12 protein-coding genes are annotated in these 15,674 nt (G+C 48.6%); 8 read left to right on the top strand and 4 right to left on the bottom strand.

All coding sequences use genetic code 11. The annotated features are described in order from the left end of the window. Window positions 1-53: 53 nt before the first annotated feature. The gene (locus M3212_RS09030; RefSeq protein ID WP_251193645.1) at window positions 54-956 is read right to left on the bottom strand and encodes an accessory Sec system S-layer assembly protein; all 903 of its coding nucleotides are present in this window, start codon (window positions 954-956) and stop codon (window positions 54-56) included. Window positions 957-997: 41 nt separating this feature from the next. Beyond that, on the bottom strand, window positions 998-3,370 hold the full coding sequence (secA2, locus tag M3212_RS09025) for an accessory Sec system translocase SecA2 (protein WP_251193644.1): 2,373 nt from the start codon (window positions 3,368-3,370) through the stop codon (window positions 998-1,000). Between the two features lie 346 nt (window positions 3,371-3,716). On the opposite strand from secA2, the gene M3212_RS09020 reads away from it, so the two are divergent. From M3212_RS09020 to M3212_RS09000, 5 genes are all read left to right on the top strand, one after another. Continuing rightward, complete coding sequence (locus tag M3212_RS09020; protein WP_251193643.1) at window positions 3,717-4,454, top strand: WecB/TagA/CpsF family glycosyltransferase; 738 nt, start codon at window positions 3,717-3,719, stop codon at window positions 4,452-4,454. Beyond that, entirely contained in the window at window positions 4,451-6,019 is a 1,569-nt protein-coding gene (locus tag M3212_RS09015; protein WP_251193642.1) for a putative polysaccharide biosynthesis protein, read from the top strand. The genes M3212_RS09020 and M3212_RS09015 overlap by 4 nt, the downstream gene beginning before the upstream one ends. A gap of 46 nt (window positions 6,020-6,065) precedes the next feature. Next, window positions 6,066-8,024, top strand: coding sequence for a DUF5693 family protein (locus M3212_RS09010; protein ID WP_251193641.1), 1,959 nt, complete (start codon window positions 6,066-6,068; stop codon window positions 8,022-8,024). Beyond that, window positions 8,021-9,088 carry a polysaccharide pyruvyl transferase CsaB gene (gene csaB, locus M3212_RS09005; RefSeq protein ID WP_251193640.1) on the top strand — a complete coding sequence of 356 codons (1,068 nt, stop codon included), beginning with the start codon at window positions 8,021-8,023 and terminating at the stop codon, window positions 9,086-9,088. Before M3212_RS09010 ends, csaB begins: the two co-directional genes overlap by 4 nt. A 259-nt stretch (window positions 9,089-9,347) precedes the next feature. Further along, on the top strand, window positions 9,348-10,403 hold the full coding sequence (locus M3212_RS09000; RefSeq protein WP_251193639.1) for a glycosyltransferase family 4 protein: 1,056 nt from the start codon (window positions 9,348-9,350) through the stop codon (window positions 10,401-10,403). 139 nt (window positions 10,404-10,542) lie between these two features. Here the strand turns inward: M3212_RS09000 and M3212_RS08995 are convergent, their stop codons facing one another. Together M3212_RS08995 and M3212_RS08990 are read right to left on the bottom strand one after the other, a co-directional pair. After that, window positions 10,543-11,529: an LCP family protein gene (locus M3212_RS08995; RefSeq protein WP_251193638.1), complete on the bottom strand. Its 987-nt coding sequence runs from the start codon at window positions 11,527-11,529 to the stop codon at window positions 10,543-10,545. Window positions 11,530-11,659: 130 nt separating this feature from the next. Beyond that, on the bottom strand, window positions 11,660-12,298 hold the full coding sequence (locus M3212_RS08990) for a YigZ family protein (RefSeq protein WP_251193637.1): 639 nt from the start codon (window positions 12,296-12,298) through the stop codon (window positions 11,660-11,662). Window positions 12,299-12,533: 235 nt separating this feature from the next. Here M3212_RS08990 and M3212_RS08985 point away from each other — a divergent pair, with 235 nt between their 5' ends. The 3 genes from M3212_RS08985 (at window position 12,534) to M3212_RS08975 (ending at window position 15,658) form a co-directional block, all read left to right on the top strand. Then, a complete protein-coding gene (locus M3212_RS08985) occupies window positions 12,534-13,670 on the top strand; it encodes a sensor histidine kinase (RefSeq protein WP_251193636.1) in 1,137 nt (378 codons plus the stop codon). Between the two features lie 47 nt (window positions 13,671-13,717). Further along, the gene (locus tag M3212_RS08980; protein WP_251193635.1) at window positions 13,718-14,431 is read left to right on the top strand and encodes a response regulator; all 714 of its coding nucleotides are present in this window, start codon (window positions 13,718-13,720) and stop codon (window positions 14,429-14,431) included. A 363-nt stretch (window positions 14,432-14,794) separates the two neighbouring features. Then, window positions 14,795-15,658, top strand: a complete 864-nt coding sequence (locus M3212_RS08975) for a DegV family protein (RefSeq protein WP_251193634.1) — start codon at window positions 14,795-14,797, stop codon at window positions 15,656-15,658. Window positions 15,659-15,674: the final 16 nt, after the last annotated feature.

The raw sequence follows: 15,674 nt of genomic DNA, 5'->3' as shown, positions 1-15,674 counted from the left end.
GATTTCCGCATCGCGCGGAAATCATCTTTTTTAATATCTCTCAGTAAAAGGACTTATTTGTTTGGTGAGTAAGCCTTCCATTTGGATAGGTCGAGCTCGTCTTTTGTCACCATACTTTTTGGAAAGATAAAGGTCCATGGCTTGCTCGTATTAGCTTTTACGGTGAAGTCATCCAGCTTGAACCCACCTTTGGCAACTACTTCACCGCTTGCATCCTCAACATGGAGTGGCAGCTGTTCAAGGTTGATGTTCTTTTCTGTACCGTTCCGGATCAGCATTGTAACGTGAAGATCACCTTTCTCGTCCTTCTTCGCCTGAAGTCCCATGAAATTCACTTCTCCGGGCTTTGGCGGCTCGATCTTCTCAACCATCTCTTCCAGCTGCTGCTTGCTTTCCTTGGCAAGCGATGACTCCCATGACTTGGCAAGATCAAGCGAATGCTTGCGCGAAGACGGCTTCAGTTGGAAGGCAAGCTTCCAGCCGGTGGATGGCAATTCAGTGGTGAATAAATCCTTGTCACTGAACTTGAAGTACCACGGACGGCTGCTTCTCGCCGGAATCTCACCGACTTCCTTTAGATTAAAGGCTTTTCTACCGAGAAGAGTCCCATCCTCATTTAGTAACACGAGGGTGACATCCTCCAATGTTATGCCCTTGTCAAGACTATTGCGGATAAAAGCTGTTACCCGGAAAAGGCGCTCGTTTTCCGGCAGTAAGCTGATCCCAGAAAGAGAAAGCTGGTTCGGCTTCAGAGGCTCACATTCCAAGTTTAAAAATTGAAACGCATAAAAATCTTCCTTGGCCAGACTCCAGGCGGGGTGAATCGACAATTCTGTCTGAATCTCTTCATCCTCGCTTGAAGAAGTCTCGTTCAGAAGCTCCTCGGATGAGATCGCGCTCTCCTGACCAGCTAATTCAGGCTTTTCGTTTTTGTTTTTATTAAAGAATGGTAACATGCTTCGGTCCTCCTCGTTTTCTCTTTCCTCTAAGAATATGATTATTTCGTTTGCGGCTCGGCTTCTCTCTCTTTGAAGCGCTTGACCACCCGTTGGAATTGAAGGCTGACATCACGCTGCAGTCCGCTGTACATCATCTTAAAAAGCTCAAACCCTTCGCGCGTATAAATCCGCATCGGGTCCTCCTGGCTGTAACCGCGCAGGCCGATTCCTTCCTTCAGCCGGCTCATCTCTTCAAGATGGCGCTGCCAGTGTATATCAATATTCATCAAGATAACTTGTCTGGCCGCGATTTGTCCTTCCTGATCCTGACTGAATTCGTCGAGGACATCGGTTACTTTCGCTAAGGCCGGGGCGATATGGGCCTTTACTTCTTCGAGATCTTCAGGCTGCTTTGTAAAAGGCTCCAAATTAGGCAGAAGCTGCTGCCCGTATTTCACGAGATCATCCAGCTGCCATTCTTCCGGCAGAAGCTCTTCCGGACAGTATCTGGCAATATGATCTTCGACCGTCGCTTCGACCATCGGCTTGATGAGAGCAGGTGTGTCCTCCTGTTCAAGCGCGCGGTTACGCAATGAATAAATGACGCCGCGCTGCTCGTTAATAATATCATCAAGCTTAAGCGTGTATTCACGGGCGGCGTAGTTATGATCCTCACACATCCGTTGCAGCCGGTCAACTAATGGGTAAACATCTTCATTCGTAATCAGCCCGTTTTCATCGCAATTATTCTGAGGGTCGAACTTCTCAATATCTTCACGTCCGAAGCGCTGTAGCATTTCATCAGCAAGCGAAATGAAAAATTGCGTCTCACCCGGATCTCCCTGACGCCCCGAACGTCCGCGCAGCTGGTTGTCGATCCGGCGGCTTTCGTGACGCTCCGTCCCAATCACAAATAGACCGCCAAGCTCAGCCGCTCCTTCTCCGAGCATGATATCCGTTCCGCGCCCGGCCATATTCGTTGCGATTGTCACTTGCCCTTTTTGACCGGCGAGGGAAATCAGCTGAACTTCTTTTTCCACACTTTTGGCATTTAACAGCTCGTAAGGAACCTCTATCTCATCAAGATAGGTCGCCATCGTCTCCGATTGAATAATGGAGGTCGTTCCGATCAAGACAGGCTGGCCTTTTTCATGCCGTGCCTGAACTTCCTTTGCCACGGCCTGATATTTATCCTCAGCGGTGGCAAAGACGAGTTCCTTATGATCTCGGCGAATTCTCGGTTTGTTCGTCGGAACCTGTACAACATCCATCCCGTACAGCATTTGAAATTCGCGTTCTTCTGTTTTCGCCGTTCCCGTCATTCCCGAAATCGTCGGGTACATCCGGAAATAATTTTGGACCGTGATCGAAGCCCGTGTTTTGTTTTCCTCGGTAATCGTCAGCCCTTCTTTTGCTTCAAGCGCCTGGTGCAGACCATCGCTGAATGTCCGACCTTCCATTACCCGTCCGGTGAACATGTCGACAAGATGAAGTTCGCCATCCTTGACGATGTATTCGACGTCCCGTCTGAACATGACGCGCGCCCGAAGTGCCTGAATCATAAAATGATAAAGGGTTTGATGCTCCAGGTCATAGAGGTTGTCAATTCCAAAGGCACGTTCGATTTTTGTAATACCCTGATCGGTCAAGCTTGCGGCCTTTAACAGGCTATCGTACATGTAGTCTTCATTTTCTTTGAAGCTTCTGGCAACTTTCGCGCCAATATAATAAAGATTTGGATTCACTTGAGTTTTCGAGGCAATAATGAGCGGTGTTTTCGCCTCATCGACAAGGACGCTGTCAATTTCATCAATAATCGCAAAGTGATAAGGCCGCTGTACCCGCTGGCTGACATCTGTCACCATATTGTCACGAAGATAATCAAAGCCGAACTCATTTCCGACCCCGTATGTAATGTCAGCCTTGTAGGCTACCTTTTTTTCGTCAGGGGTGAGCATTGGCACATTCAGGCCGACTGTCAGTCCAAGAAATTCATGAACCTGTCCAATCAGTTCGCGGTCGCGTTTTGCTAAATATTCATTCACGGTAATGACATGGACACCTTTGCCTTCCAGCGCGCGCAAATAACTTGGTAAGGAAGCGACGAGTGTTTTTCCCTCACCTGTCGGCATTTCGGCAATATCTCCTTCATTTAATACAAGCCCACCGATTAATTGCACATCGTAATGGCGAAGTCCGAGCACGCGCTTGGCGGCCTCCCGGACGACGGCGAAAGCTTCGACTTTTATTGATTCCAGCTCAGTGCCATTTTGTAATTGTTCTTTAAAGTAAACGGTTTTATGTTGGAGCTCTTTATCGGAGAGCTTCTCCAGTTCTGGTTCAAGTTTATTGACTTCCGCTACAACCTTTTCATACTTTTTGATTTTTCGTTGTTGTTCATCGCCAATAAGCTTTTTTATTGAGCGTAGCATTAGCTTCTCTCCTTCATTAGACATCATTTGTAAGTATAACACGACTTTATGAACCATTAATAGAGAAGAAACGACTGGGAATAAGAGGAATTGTCGAGCCGCTGTCGAAAAATCAATTCCAAAAGCTCCCGATTTTTGATATGATCGGCTATGGTAGGGCTTATCCCACAGGGAGACCCCTGTGGGATAAGCCCGAAGCAATGAGCGTAGTCGCTACATTCTTTAGAAGCGTAGAGAGAAGTGGGGTTCTTCTCTCTATGCGAGTAGCGAACGAAGCCATTGCCACAACTTTTCAAAAAATCGTACAAACGTTGATATTATTATAGAAGTGAGTTGGTGAAAAACAATGTCAAACCGCACCGTTTCTGTTCTTGGTGTTGACTTTTTACATACGACAATGGATGAGATGGTTTCGCGCCTTGCGGGACATCTGGAACGTCAGGAAAAAACGTTTGTCGTCACAGCTAATCCGGAGATCGTGCTCCATGCGCAGGAGGATGAAGCGTACAGAACGTACCTTGCCAAAGCAAGCTATATTACAGCGGATGGAATCGGCGTTGTCAAGGCGGCGGGAATGCTTGGTGATCCGTTGCCGGAGCGCGTAACCGGCTTCGATATGTTCCTCGCCTTATTGCAAGTGGCGAATGAGCGCAAATACAGTATATATTTACTGGGCGCAAAAGAAGATGTGTTAGAGAAAACGATTGCTGCTATCGAGAAACAATTTCCCCAGGTCGAGGTGGTTGGTTCCCATCACGGCTATTTTGACTGGGATTCAACAGAAATTGAAGAGGAAATTCGGCTGAAAAAGCCGGATCTTGTTTTTCTTGCCCTGGGCTTTCCACGTCAGGAAAAGTGGATAGCAGAACGCTATGATCAGTTTAAAAAAGGAATTTTTATGGGAATTGGCGGAAGCTTCGATGTGTTAGCCGGTGAAGTGAAACGCGCCCCTGTCTTTTGGCAGAAGATTCATCTTGAATGGTTGTATCGGCTTCTGAAGCAGCCGTCCCGCTGGCGCCGGATGCTGGCGCTGCCAGTTTTCGTCGGGCGGATCATGCGTGAAAAGCGGAAGAAGACATCATGAGTCGCTCTTCCTTTTTAAAAGGGGCGATTTGGCTAACGATCGCCACCTTCCTCTCCAAGGTGCTCGGCAGTGCCTTCCGCATTCCTTTGCAAAACATCGCCGGCGATGAAGTGCTTGGAATTTTTACCGCGGTATATCCGGTGTATATGTCTATCTTAATTATCACGGTGGCGGGCATTCCACTGGCGATTTCGAAGCTGATTTCCTCAGCACGGGGAGAAGGGCGGACGGACGATATTTACTTCATCTACCGGACGGCGACGATTCTTGGCCTCGTTTTCGGGGTGGTGAGCTTTGCCCTGATGTTTACCTTCGCGGAAACGATTGCGATGCAGCTCGGTGGGCCACTCGTTACATATTCGGTTATGGTCGTTTCACTGGCGCTTATTTTTGCGCCGTATATGGCCGTGTACCGCGGCTTTTTCCAAGGGTTTGAAGATATGATGCCGACGGCCGTTTCCCAGGTGCTGGAGCAGCTTGTCCGTGTGCTGTTAATCCTAGTCGCGGCCATCTATTTAACCGCCCAGGCCTATTCGATTGATGTCGTCGCCGGCGGAGTGATGATCGGCTCAGCTGTTGGCGTTGTGTTAGCCCTCATTTATTTGAAAGTCATTTTTGCGAAAAGCAAGCTTCTTCCTAAAAAAAGGGCAGCCTATAGTTGGGCGCAGTTTAAACGGTGGAGCAAGCGGATTCTGATCGTATCTTTGCCGATTTGCTTTGGTGCGCTGACGATGGCGCTGCTAAATGTCGTTGATTCCTTGACCGTACCGCGCCAGCTTGGGGCGATGGGGCATACAAGTGAAGAAATTACAAGATTATATGGCATTTACGGGCGCGGACAGGCGCTCGTCCAGGTCGCTGTCGTGTTTGCCAGCGCTCTGATCCTCCCGCTTATACCGGCGATCACGAAAGCCTTGACTGAGGACAAGCGGGCGGACGCTTCGGCGTTGATGACAAAGGCGACGACATTTACGCATTTGACGTCATGGCCTATTGCGGCCGGGATGACAGCTGTCACGATCCCGATGAATATTGTCTTATTTGGCGACGCGCTTGGAAGTGAGGTTATTTTCGTCCTATCGATCAGCGCCCTGTTTACCTCTTTTACGGTACTTAGCACGGGAATGCTGCAGGGAGCTAACCGAGAGCGCGTCGCGGCCGTCATTGTTCTTGTTTTTTCGATTGTAAAAGTGATCTTGAATCTTCTCCTGGTGACTAGATTTGGGGTTCTCGGGGCGGCGGTTTCAACGCTTGTCACCTATATTTTAATTACGATTGTGAATATGTTCGTCCTCTACAGGACGATAAGCTATGCTTGGCTGAAACGGTCACATGTCGTTTTTGCCGGATCAAGCTTTGTCATGGCGGTAGTGCTTGGGCTGTTGCACTTGTTCGTTGTTAATCAGGAATGGTCACGGGGCATCATGGCGCTTTATTTAACAGGTGCGATCGTTCTGGGAGCGGTGATTTACGGTGGACTTGTTCTCGCGTTAAAGGGAATCGACCGTTCATTGCTGCAATCATTGCCGGTAGTCTCGAAATTTGTCGCCAGGGAGCGTACATAAAAAATAGATTGAAAATGAAATCAAAAGCTGAAAGGATGTCATTACGTTGGTAAAAAAAGGTCTTTGGATTGTGGTGATCCTGGCGCTGCTCGTTTCTGTTCCTTCTTTAGTAGAGCGAGTGCAAGTCGAGCAGCAAAACCGTTCATATGAAGTCGTCATGCCTTATGAGCAATTTGCTCAGTGGCCGGATATGCTGGAAGGAACCCTTGATGCCGGACAGGCTTTGGCTGAACTAAGAGAAAATGGCTTGACGTCGATTAGCATTGAGCCGTTGACGATTTCTGATCTTGTTGAAGACGGGGTGTTTGAACGAATTCAACGGAGTGAGATTGAGCATGATCATCCAGAGGCGCGCGGGGAGCTCCCTGAAAATAACGGGCAATTCGTCAAGCTGCTGGAGAAGGACAGTGAATACATCGATCTTGTTGAGGAAGTATATAACAATCATTATGCGATTATGACGGAGGAAGGAATCCTTCCCAACCTTCTTCAAGTTTCGTTTCACGCCTATGAAGATGACGCCTATTTGTTCCTCCCTTATGAGGTTAGCTTAAATGCGATGCCTGTCGGCTTTGACCGCGAGGCGCTGCAATTGATTAACGATGCCGGTTTGCGGATTATCCCGCGTTTTCCGAATCACTTTATGAATATCCACAATGAAAATCATTATGTGTACGACATGCTTACCATGCTCGTTGAGGACTTTGGTGCGGAGGCTCTTTCCTTTACAGGGAATGATGTTGTCGGCGCCGATAATCCGGAAGAATTACGGACATTCGCCCGTAAGACCAAAGAACTCGGTCTGGCGATTGTCACGATTGACTTTAACGATCAACGCGGAATGAGCGCCTTCTTACGCGTTGGCGACCTCGAGGAAAATGTCGTCCGGCTCTTTAGTATGACGCTTGGCAAAGGAAGGGAAGCTACCTACGCCGAAGAGGTCGAGAAAGCGTTGCGCGGCTATAAGGAACGAAATATCCGCATGCTATACGTCAATCCGGTGACGAACTTCCCATCGGGGATGGAGACGTACCACCATCCGGGCGAAGCAATGACGGGATATACGTATACGCTTGAGATGCTTGCGCTGTTGACAAACCAGCTTGGAGAGGATCAGGCCGGGACAGCACAGCCGTTTCAGTCGTTTTCCCAGCCGTTTTTCATCACTTTGCTTGTCCTCGCGGGGACGGTCGCTTTTCTGAGTTTAACGGGCTTTGCGCTTCATCGCTATCTCGGTGTACTCGCCGCTGTCGGGGCTCTCGGTTTAAGTGCGTTGACTCTGCTTCAGGTCGATGCCGCCCTGAAGGGTCTGGCTTTATTAACGGCAATAAGTGGGGCGGTCTATGCCGGCTTGGCTGTTGACCGGATTAAAAATTGGAAGCACTTGATTGGACAATATGCGCTGTCAGCCGCCATTGCCTTAACCGGTGCCTGGCTTGTGATCGCGCTGCTTTATGGGCCGACATTTATTATGAAAGTGGATGAATTCCGAGGGGTGAAGGTGCTTGCTGCGGTGCCGGTTCTTGTTGTCGGCTTTGTTCTGTTCGCTTCCTTCCTGAAGAAGCTGATGAATGAGCCGGTTCGGTATTGGCATGTCGCGATCATGGGTCTTGTTGCCGGTGTGCTTGCCTTCTATGTATGGCGCACAGGTAATGCCGCGATGACGCTGCCGTACGAACTTGAATTCAGATACTGGCTCGAATCGGTGCTCTATGTTCGTCCGCGAACGTCGGAGTTTCTCGTCGGATTTCCACTGTTTGTGCTCGGTCTGTATTTGCGCATGAAAAACGACAAAGTGGCGCCGCTCTTCATTACCTTGGGAATGCTCGGCTTCGCTTCCATGGTCGGTACGTTTACTCACTTGCATACCGCGTTGCTTGTTTCCTTAATCAGAACAGGCTACGGCCTTGTATTTGGCTTTTTGATCGGACTTGTGCTGATTTTCGTCTATCGCCTGATCAGACGCTATGTATACCCTGAAGTGAGAAAGAGGTGGCTTGGATGAGGCTTGTTTTATCGGGCTATTACGGCTTTGATAATGTAGGCGACGAAGCGATCCTGTACGCGATCATCAGCGCTTTGCGTGAAGCTGATCCGGCGGTGGAGATTACGGTTCTGTCCAATCAGCCGGAGCAGACCGCTGCCAAGTATCAGGTGAAGGCCGTTAACCGTTGGAAGATAAAAGAGATTATTCGGGCGATCCGTTCTTCCGACGGACTGATCAGCGGCGGAGGCAGTCTGCTCCAGGATAAGACGGGAAACCGTAGCGTCATTTACTATTCGGCGGTGATGTGGATCGCCAAATGGCTACGTAAGCCTTATTATGTTTATGCTCAAGGGATCGGTCCATTGCAAAGCAAACGAAACCAGGCGATTGTCAGGCGGACGTTGGCAGGCAGCAGACTGCTGACAGTCCGTGACGAAGAATCGAAGCAGCTGCTGGAGCGCATTGGGGTGACGAAGCCGATTGAGCAGGTGCCGGATCCGGTGCTTGGCCTGTCTGCTGATGCAGAAGGTCCAGAAGAGCGACTTGTCGCGGCGCCGTACATTGCTGTTTCGGTACGCGATTGGCCGAGTGAGCATCATTATAAACAGGAGCTGGCCCGCAGTCTCGACATGCTCGCCGCGGATGGGTATCCGATTATTTTTGTGCCGATGCACGGCGAGCATGATGCGAAGGCATCAGAGGAGACACGGCAGCTGATGACGGCCGAGGCGACGATTGCTCCGCATGAAGCTGCCATCATGGAAAAAATAAAGTGGATCGCAGGCAGCGAGCTGTTGATTGGAATGAGGCTCCATGCTTTGATTTTCGCCGCGGTTGGCGATGCGCCCTTTGTCGCGCTGTCCTATGATCCGAAGATTGATTCCTTTGCCAAGCTGTGCCGCCAGCCGGTCGCCGCTCATGTCAATGAAAAATGGGAAGCGGATATGCTTTATGAGCAAGCTGACGTTCAGCTTAGCAAGAGAGAGCAGGCGGTCGCTGATATGCAGCTTTATACGAATGAAGCACGGCAAAAAGCAAAGCAGACAGCTCAGGTCATTCTCCAGGAAAAAGGGCGGTTCTAGACGTTATTCAAACGAACACTGCATGTCTATAGCGGGCTTGATAAACAGGTTTCGCCACCAGGCAAGCAGGGAAAAGATGTAGGACGTTTTCGAATTATGTGAAATTGTGGCAGCTGTTAGGGATTGTTAAGAAAGGACTGTGCTAGGTTGCTGCATTTATGCTATAATCCGAAAAGGTAATAGATTAAAAGATTGCGAATGACGGAAGAAAATCATAAAAAGAGATAATTTGGAGAAGGTAGAAATAAGGAGGGTCAGCATGCTTGTTTTAGCATTAGTGATTTGCTTCATCGTGACGGTTTTGATTACTCCGGTTGTGAAGCGTTTTGCGATTAAAATTGGCGCCACAGACAAGCCTAATCACCGTAAAGTTCATCAGAAGGTAATGGCTCGACTTGGCGGTTTAGCGATATATATTGGTTTTTTAGTCGGATTTTTGATTTTGCAGCCGGAAAGTTCTTATACGATCCCGATTTTAATCGGCGGCTTCATCATTATTATGACGGGTTTTCTTGATGATATGATTGAGCTGTCGGCGAAATGGAAGCTGCTCGGACAGATCGCCGCAGCGGCGGTTGTCGTCTATGGCGGTGTCCAGGTGGAGTTTATCAACCTGCCGTTTGAGATGCAACTGGAATTTGGCTGGTTCAGCATTCCATTAACCTTGCTCTGGATTATCGGTGTGACGAACGCGATTAATTTAATTGACGGGCTTGACGGGCTCGCTGCTGGTGTATCGTCGATCGTCCTGCTGACGATTACCGGTATTGCGATTATGGATGGCAGCATGTTCGTTGCCGCCCTAGGTGTTATTCTGCTCGGGAGTACGCTCGGTTTCCTTGTGCACAACTTTAACCCGGCGAAGATCTTCATGGGAGACACGGGAGCATTATTCCTCGGTTTCATGATCTCGGTCATCGCCTTGCTCGGCTTTAAAAATGTCACGGTCTCCTCATTGCTGGTGCCGATTGTCATTTTAGCGATTCCGATTTCGGATACATTGTTTGCGATTATCCGCCGCCTCGTACAGAAAAAGCCGTTATCGGCGCCGGATAAGTCACATTTGCATCACTGTCTTTTACGCCTCGGATTGACACACAAACAGACTGTGCTGGCAATTTACGCGATGACAGCGTTCTTCAGCCTCGCGGCGGTGATGATGACAATGGCGACGTTCTGGACGTCCGTTCTGATCATTTTCGTTCTGCTTTTTGCAATCGAGTTTTTAGTGGAGCGAGTTGGATTGATCAGTAAAGATTATCGACCGATGATGAATTTCTTAAGACGGCTGGCCAACGCCAGACGACCTTTATAAGGATATTTTTTTCAAAGCCAGCCAAATACCCTTTGGCTGGCTTTTCTGCTGCGTGGGAGAGTGTCTAAGGCCTTTAAACAGTAAAAAAGGAGAGGCCGGGACAAAAGGTTGTTTTTTTAACCTTTTGCCCAGCCTCTCTTTAACTCGCTGCTTCCTGTTCGGCTTCAATCAGTCCAAGATGAACCTGGAAGGTGACAGACAGTTCGCGCACTGAATCTGGGTCAAGCTCGTAGTAGTAAACGCCGTTAATTCTGGCATCGCGTCCGGCCAAATGCAGGGACTCAATCGAATGTAAGGAGCCGGCATAGGAATGGAGCGCTAAAATGTTACCGAATGTTAAATTCGTTGAAAGATGTGTCTCGACACTTTGTAAAACTTCATCATAATTGTTAATCGATGAGAGAGAGGCTCCTTTGGCGATGATCGCTTTGATGATCTCCTGCTGACGCTCTCCGCGTCCAAGATCGCCACGGGGATCATGCTTACGCATCCGCGCGAAGGCCAGTGCTTCTTCCCCATTTAATGTTTGTAATCCTTGTTCTAATGAAATCGCGTCATGCTGATCACGGCTGTCCATTTCCGAAAAGGCGAACGGTACCTCTACGTCAATTCCGCCAAGAGCGTCAACAATTTCGACAAAGGCAATGAAATTCAACTTCGTATAGTAGTCGACAGGGATGTCAAACAGCTGCTCGACTGTCTCAACTGCTAAATCAACTCCGCCAAACGCATGGGCATGATTAATTTTATCCTGGTTTCTGCGACCCGGTATATCGACGAGGGAATCACGGGGGATATTCAGCAGCTTGATCGTCCCGAGCTCCTTATTAAAGGTCGCAAGCAACATCGCATCGGTTCGGCCGCCGAGATCGCCGTCACGGTCATCGACACCAAGAAACAGAATGGAAATGTTGTCCTTGCTTGGTGAAACCGGCTCTTCCCGCTTTTCTGATTTCTCCCCGCGCTGAAGGTCCTGCTGTGTCGCTGAGGATACATCCTGCAGTTTAAGAAAGAAATACCCTATTGTCCCGCCAAGGATCAGAAAGGAGGCCAGGCCAATAAATATAAACGTCCGTACGACTCGTTTCGTTCTCCGCTTGCGCTTGCTTACTCTAGATTGCGTCATCGCAATACCTCACTTCTATCTTGAAAGATACTAATCTCCCCCATAATAGCGAAAAAGAGAGAGAACGTAAAGAAGAAGATTAAGACAGTTTTAGAGATTGGTAGAAGGAGGCGGCGCGGATCGCGGTACATCAGGATACCGGACTTTCAAGGTACAGCTCATCTCCGGTTTTCACAGTCGCCTGTCCGTTCGTCAAATTGGTGATCCACTCATGAAACGATTCCAGCTGATCCGGTTCGACGTACGCCTGGACATCGACCTGCTCAAGGTAGTCAATCCCTTTCATTTTATAAGGAGATTCCCTTAAAGCATGCTCGACTTTTCCGAGCCAGTGATAGTCGATTTCAGTGTGGACAGTGTGGACGAGTGTCCGTTGGACAACACCGACAGCCTGAAGGCCTTCGCTGACCGCACTTCCATATGCCCGGATCAATCCACCTGCGCCAAGTTTAATGCCGCCAAAGTAACGGGTGACGACGACCGCGGTGTCCTTTAAGCCGCGTTTTTTTAACACTTCAAGCATCGGAACGCCTGCGGTGCCGCTCGGCTCTCCGTCATCATTGGCTTTTTGAATATGGTCGGCTTCGCCAATCAAATAAGCCGAGCAATTATGCGTGGCGTTCCAATGCTCTTTTTTGATTCGTTCGATGAAACGCTGCGCCTCCTCCTCGGTTTCCGCCCTCGTAAAATGGGCGATAAATCTTGATTTCTGGATAACAATTTCATGTGATCCTTCCCCTTTCACGGTTTGATAGGTGGAAAGTGGCATGATAATTCCTCCTTCTTTTTTCATAGTTTTACAAATATCAGTTATCGGGGTGTAATATTGATCTGATACGATGGGATCGTCAGAAAGCGTAGTAATTATGTCGCCTATTATAGGTATAATTCAATGATTCTTTGTGCTTTCATTAGAAGATGATGTAAGATAAGAATAGCGAAAACAGCCTATGGGCGCAAATCTCATGCGCAGGCTGGACGAAGGATGAGGCTGGTGATGACGCTTGACTGACACAACGTTGCTCGACAAGATTATTACAAATACCTTGGAAGCAGTCGGGGAGAGCCGGGAGCAGATTTTTGAAATTGGTGAAAAGTCCCGGGCCGAATATGTAAGTCTTGCAGAAGAGCTAAAACAAGTGCGTTTAAAAGTAGCGGCCATTATTGAAAAAACAGATCAAACGCAACTTCGTGCCCGCTTTGCGCGAAATCGGCTTGTGGAAGTAAGCCGGGCCTTTGACAAATTCAGCGGAGAGGAAGTCCGGGCGGCCTATGAACAGGCGAATGATTACCAAGTTCAATTAGCCGTGCTGGAGCAGGAAGAAATTCAGCTGCGGGAACGAAGAGACCATATTGAACGACGGCTTGTAAATCTGAATGATACGGTGGAGCGGGCCGAGGAACTGGCGGGACAGATGGCGGTCATTTACAACTTTTTGTCAACAGACTTAAAGCAGGTCGGAGATGCGATTGAGGATGCAAGGCAAAAGCAAGCCTTCGGTCTGAAAATTATTCAGGCCCAGGAGGAAGAACGAAAGAAGCTTTCGCGTGAAATTCACGACGGACCTGCGCAAATGATGGCAAATGTTTTACTGCGATCTGAGCTAATTGAACGAATTTATCAAGAAAAAGGAATTGAAGAGGCGTTAAATGAGATTCGAGACTTGCGAAAAATGGTGAAATCCTCACTTGTCGAAGTGAGACGGATTATTTACGACTTACGTCCGATGGCTCTCGATGACCTTGGCCTTGTTCCGACTCTTGCGAAATATTTGAAAACATTTCAGGAGCATAACCAAATCACGACTGTGTTTCGCCAGATCGGCAAGGATAAGCGGCTCCCGCAGGAATTTGAAATTGCCTTATTTCGCCTTGTACAGGAAGCAGTACAAAATGCCTATAAGCACGGTGAAGCCTCTGAAATCCAAGTGAAAATTGAAATCAAAGCGACAAAGGTTATAATAATTATTAAAGATGATGGCAAAGGCTTCGATCCGGCGATAACAGAGAAAGAAGGCTCTTTTGGACTGATCGGGATGAAAGAGCGGGTCAATATGCTCAAAGGCCAGCTCACGATTCAGTCGAAACCGAAAGCCGGTACTGTCATTGTGATCGAGGTGCCCTTTCGCTCTGCCACATAAGAAATGAGATGAAAAGAAAATAAAAGCCCGTATATAACGGAGAGGTGATGACAGTGACAGAAACAAATGAAAAGAAGATAAGTATCGTCCTCATCGACGATCACCAATTATTCAGAGAAGGCGTAAAGCGTATTCTGGCCATGGAGGATGAATTTGAAGTAGTAGCCGATGGCGAAGATGGTTCCGATGCCCTCCAGCTTGTCAAGGAATACCGTCCGGATGTCATCCTGATGGATATTAACATGCCGCAAATGAATGGGGTCGAAGCGACCCGTGAGCTCGTTAAAGCTTTCCCGAATGTGAAGGTGCTCGTCCTGTCGATACATGACGATGAAACGTATGTAACCCACGTTCTCAAGACTGGTGCTTCCGGCTATTTGCTGAAGGAAATGGATGCATCGGCTCTTGTGGAAGCCGTGAAGGTGGTTGCCTCTGGAGGCGCTTATATCCATCCGAAGGTGACTCACAATCTGATCAAGGAATATCGTCGTCTGGCGACGGAGGATGAGGAGCATGAGGATTCAATCGGATACCGGGAAGTGGAATACCGCAAGCCGTTACATATTCTCACCCGTCGCGAGTGCGAGGTGCTTCAATTGATGACAGATGGTCAGAGCAACCGGGCGATTGGAGAATCTCTCTATATTAGTGAGAAAACGGTGAAAAACCATGTTAGTAATATTCTGCAGAAAATGAATGTCAATGACCGTACACAGGCCGTTGTTGAAGCGATTAAGAAAGGCTATGTGATTGTCCGCTGACGGACAGGCTGCCATTGTAAACGAAAAAGCATCTCTAGTCCAAGCAGACAGAAGAGATGCTTTTTCGTCGAGGCGGGCTGGCCCGCCTATCCCCCCTCATCGGAACAGGAGTCCGCTATTTCTCTCATTTGCTGCTCCTTTCGGCGACAAGCGGAACGAGTGGACCTCTTAATTCCGGCAAAAGACTATCTTCCGTCTTGCCTCGTTTTCCTTCATCGTCTTCGCTTTTTCACACATCGTCGTTTGAGACAGCGCCTATCAAAATCTACCTTTTGCCTTTCTGCTATTGAATCGTTGTTTGCCCGGCGTGTACAATAAATAATGAATGAGCATGCGTATTAATGATAAAGTGAGGCTTTTGCTATGAATAAAAACGTTGCGATTGTAACGGACAGTACCGCCTACCTGCCAAAAGAGGAGCGGGAGCGTCTTTCGATTTATATGGTACCATTAAGTGTCATTTTTGCTGAGAAAACGTACAAGGAAGAGCTGGAGCTGACGACGGAGGAGTTCTATAAAAAGCTAGAAGGCGCTGAACAGCTTCCGACGACTTCCCAGCCATCAACGGGCCAGTTTGTTGAGCTGTTTACCGACCTGAAGAAACAAGGCTATCAGCAGGTCGTCACGCTACATCTTTCAAGTGGAATCAGCGGCACCTTTCAAAATGCGCTAACCGCAGGCGAGATGGTCGACGGGCTTGAGGTCCACGGCTTTGATTCGGAGATTGCCTGCTATGCGCTCGGCTTTTTCGTCAGGGAAGCAGCGCAGCTTGCCCTGAAAGGAGCCGGAGTGAGCGAGATTGTAACCCGGCTTGAGGAAATAAAGGCGACGCTGAAGGCGTATTTTATGGTCGCTGATTTAGGCCATCTCCATCGGGGCGGACGGCTGAGCGGCGGTCAGCTTCTCGTCGGTAATTTATTGAAGATCAAGCCGATCCTTCATTTCGTCGACGGAAAAATTGTCCCCTTTGAAAAAGTACGAACCGAAAAAAAGGCGATCGACCGCATCCTCCAGCTGCTGGATCAAGATCTTCGTTCCGACGGCCGCTATGAAGTGACAGTCATCCATGCGATGCGTCCGGAAGCAGCCGAGCAGCTGGCTGCCGACATTCGTGAAAACTATGACAATGTCGTCGACGTCGTCATCAGCGTCTTTGGTCCGGTAATCGGCACCCATCTCGGACCGGGCAGCCTTGGCATCTCCTGGTACAAGCAGGCTGAGGCGTAATAGTAAAAAACAAAGA

Origin of the sequence: Halalkalibacter oceani, assembly GCF_023715705.1 — a bacterium.
GTDB classification, from domain to species: domain Bacteria; phylum Bacillota; class Bacilli; order Bacillales; family Bacillaceae_D; genus Halalkalibacter; species Halalkalibacter oceani_A.
The sequence above is the reverse complement of the archived record's forward strand: the minus strand, read 5'-3'. Positions and strand labels throughout refer to the sequence as shown.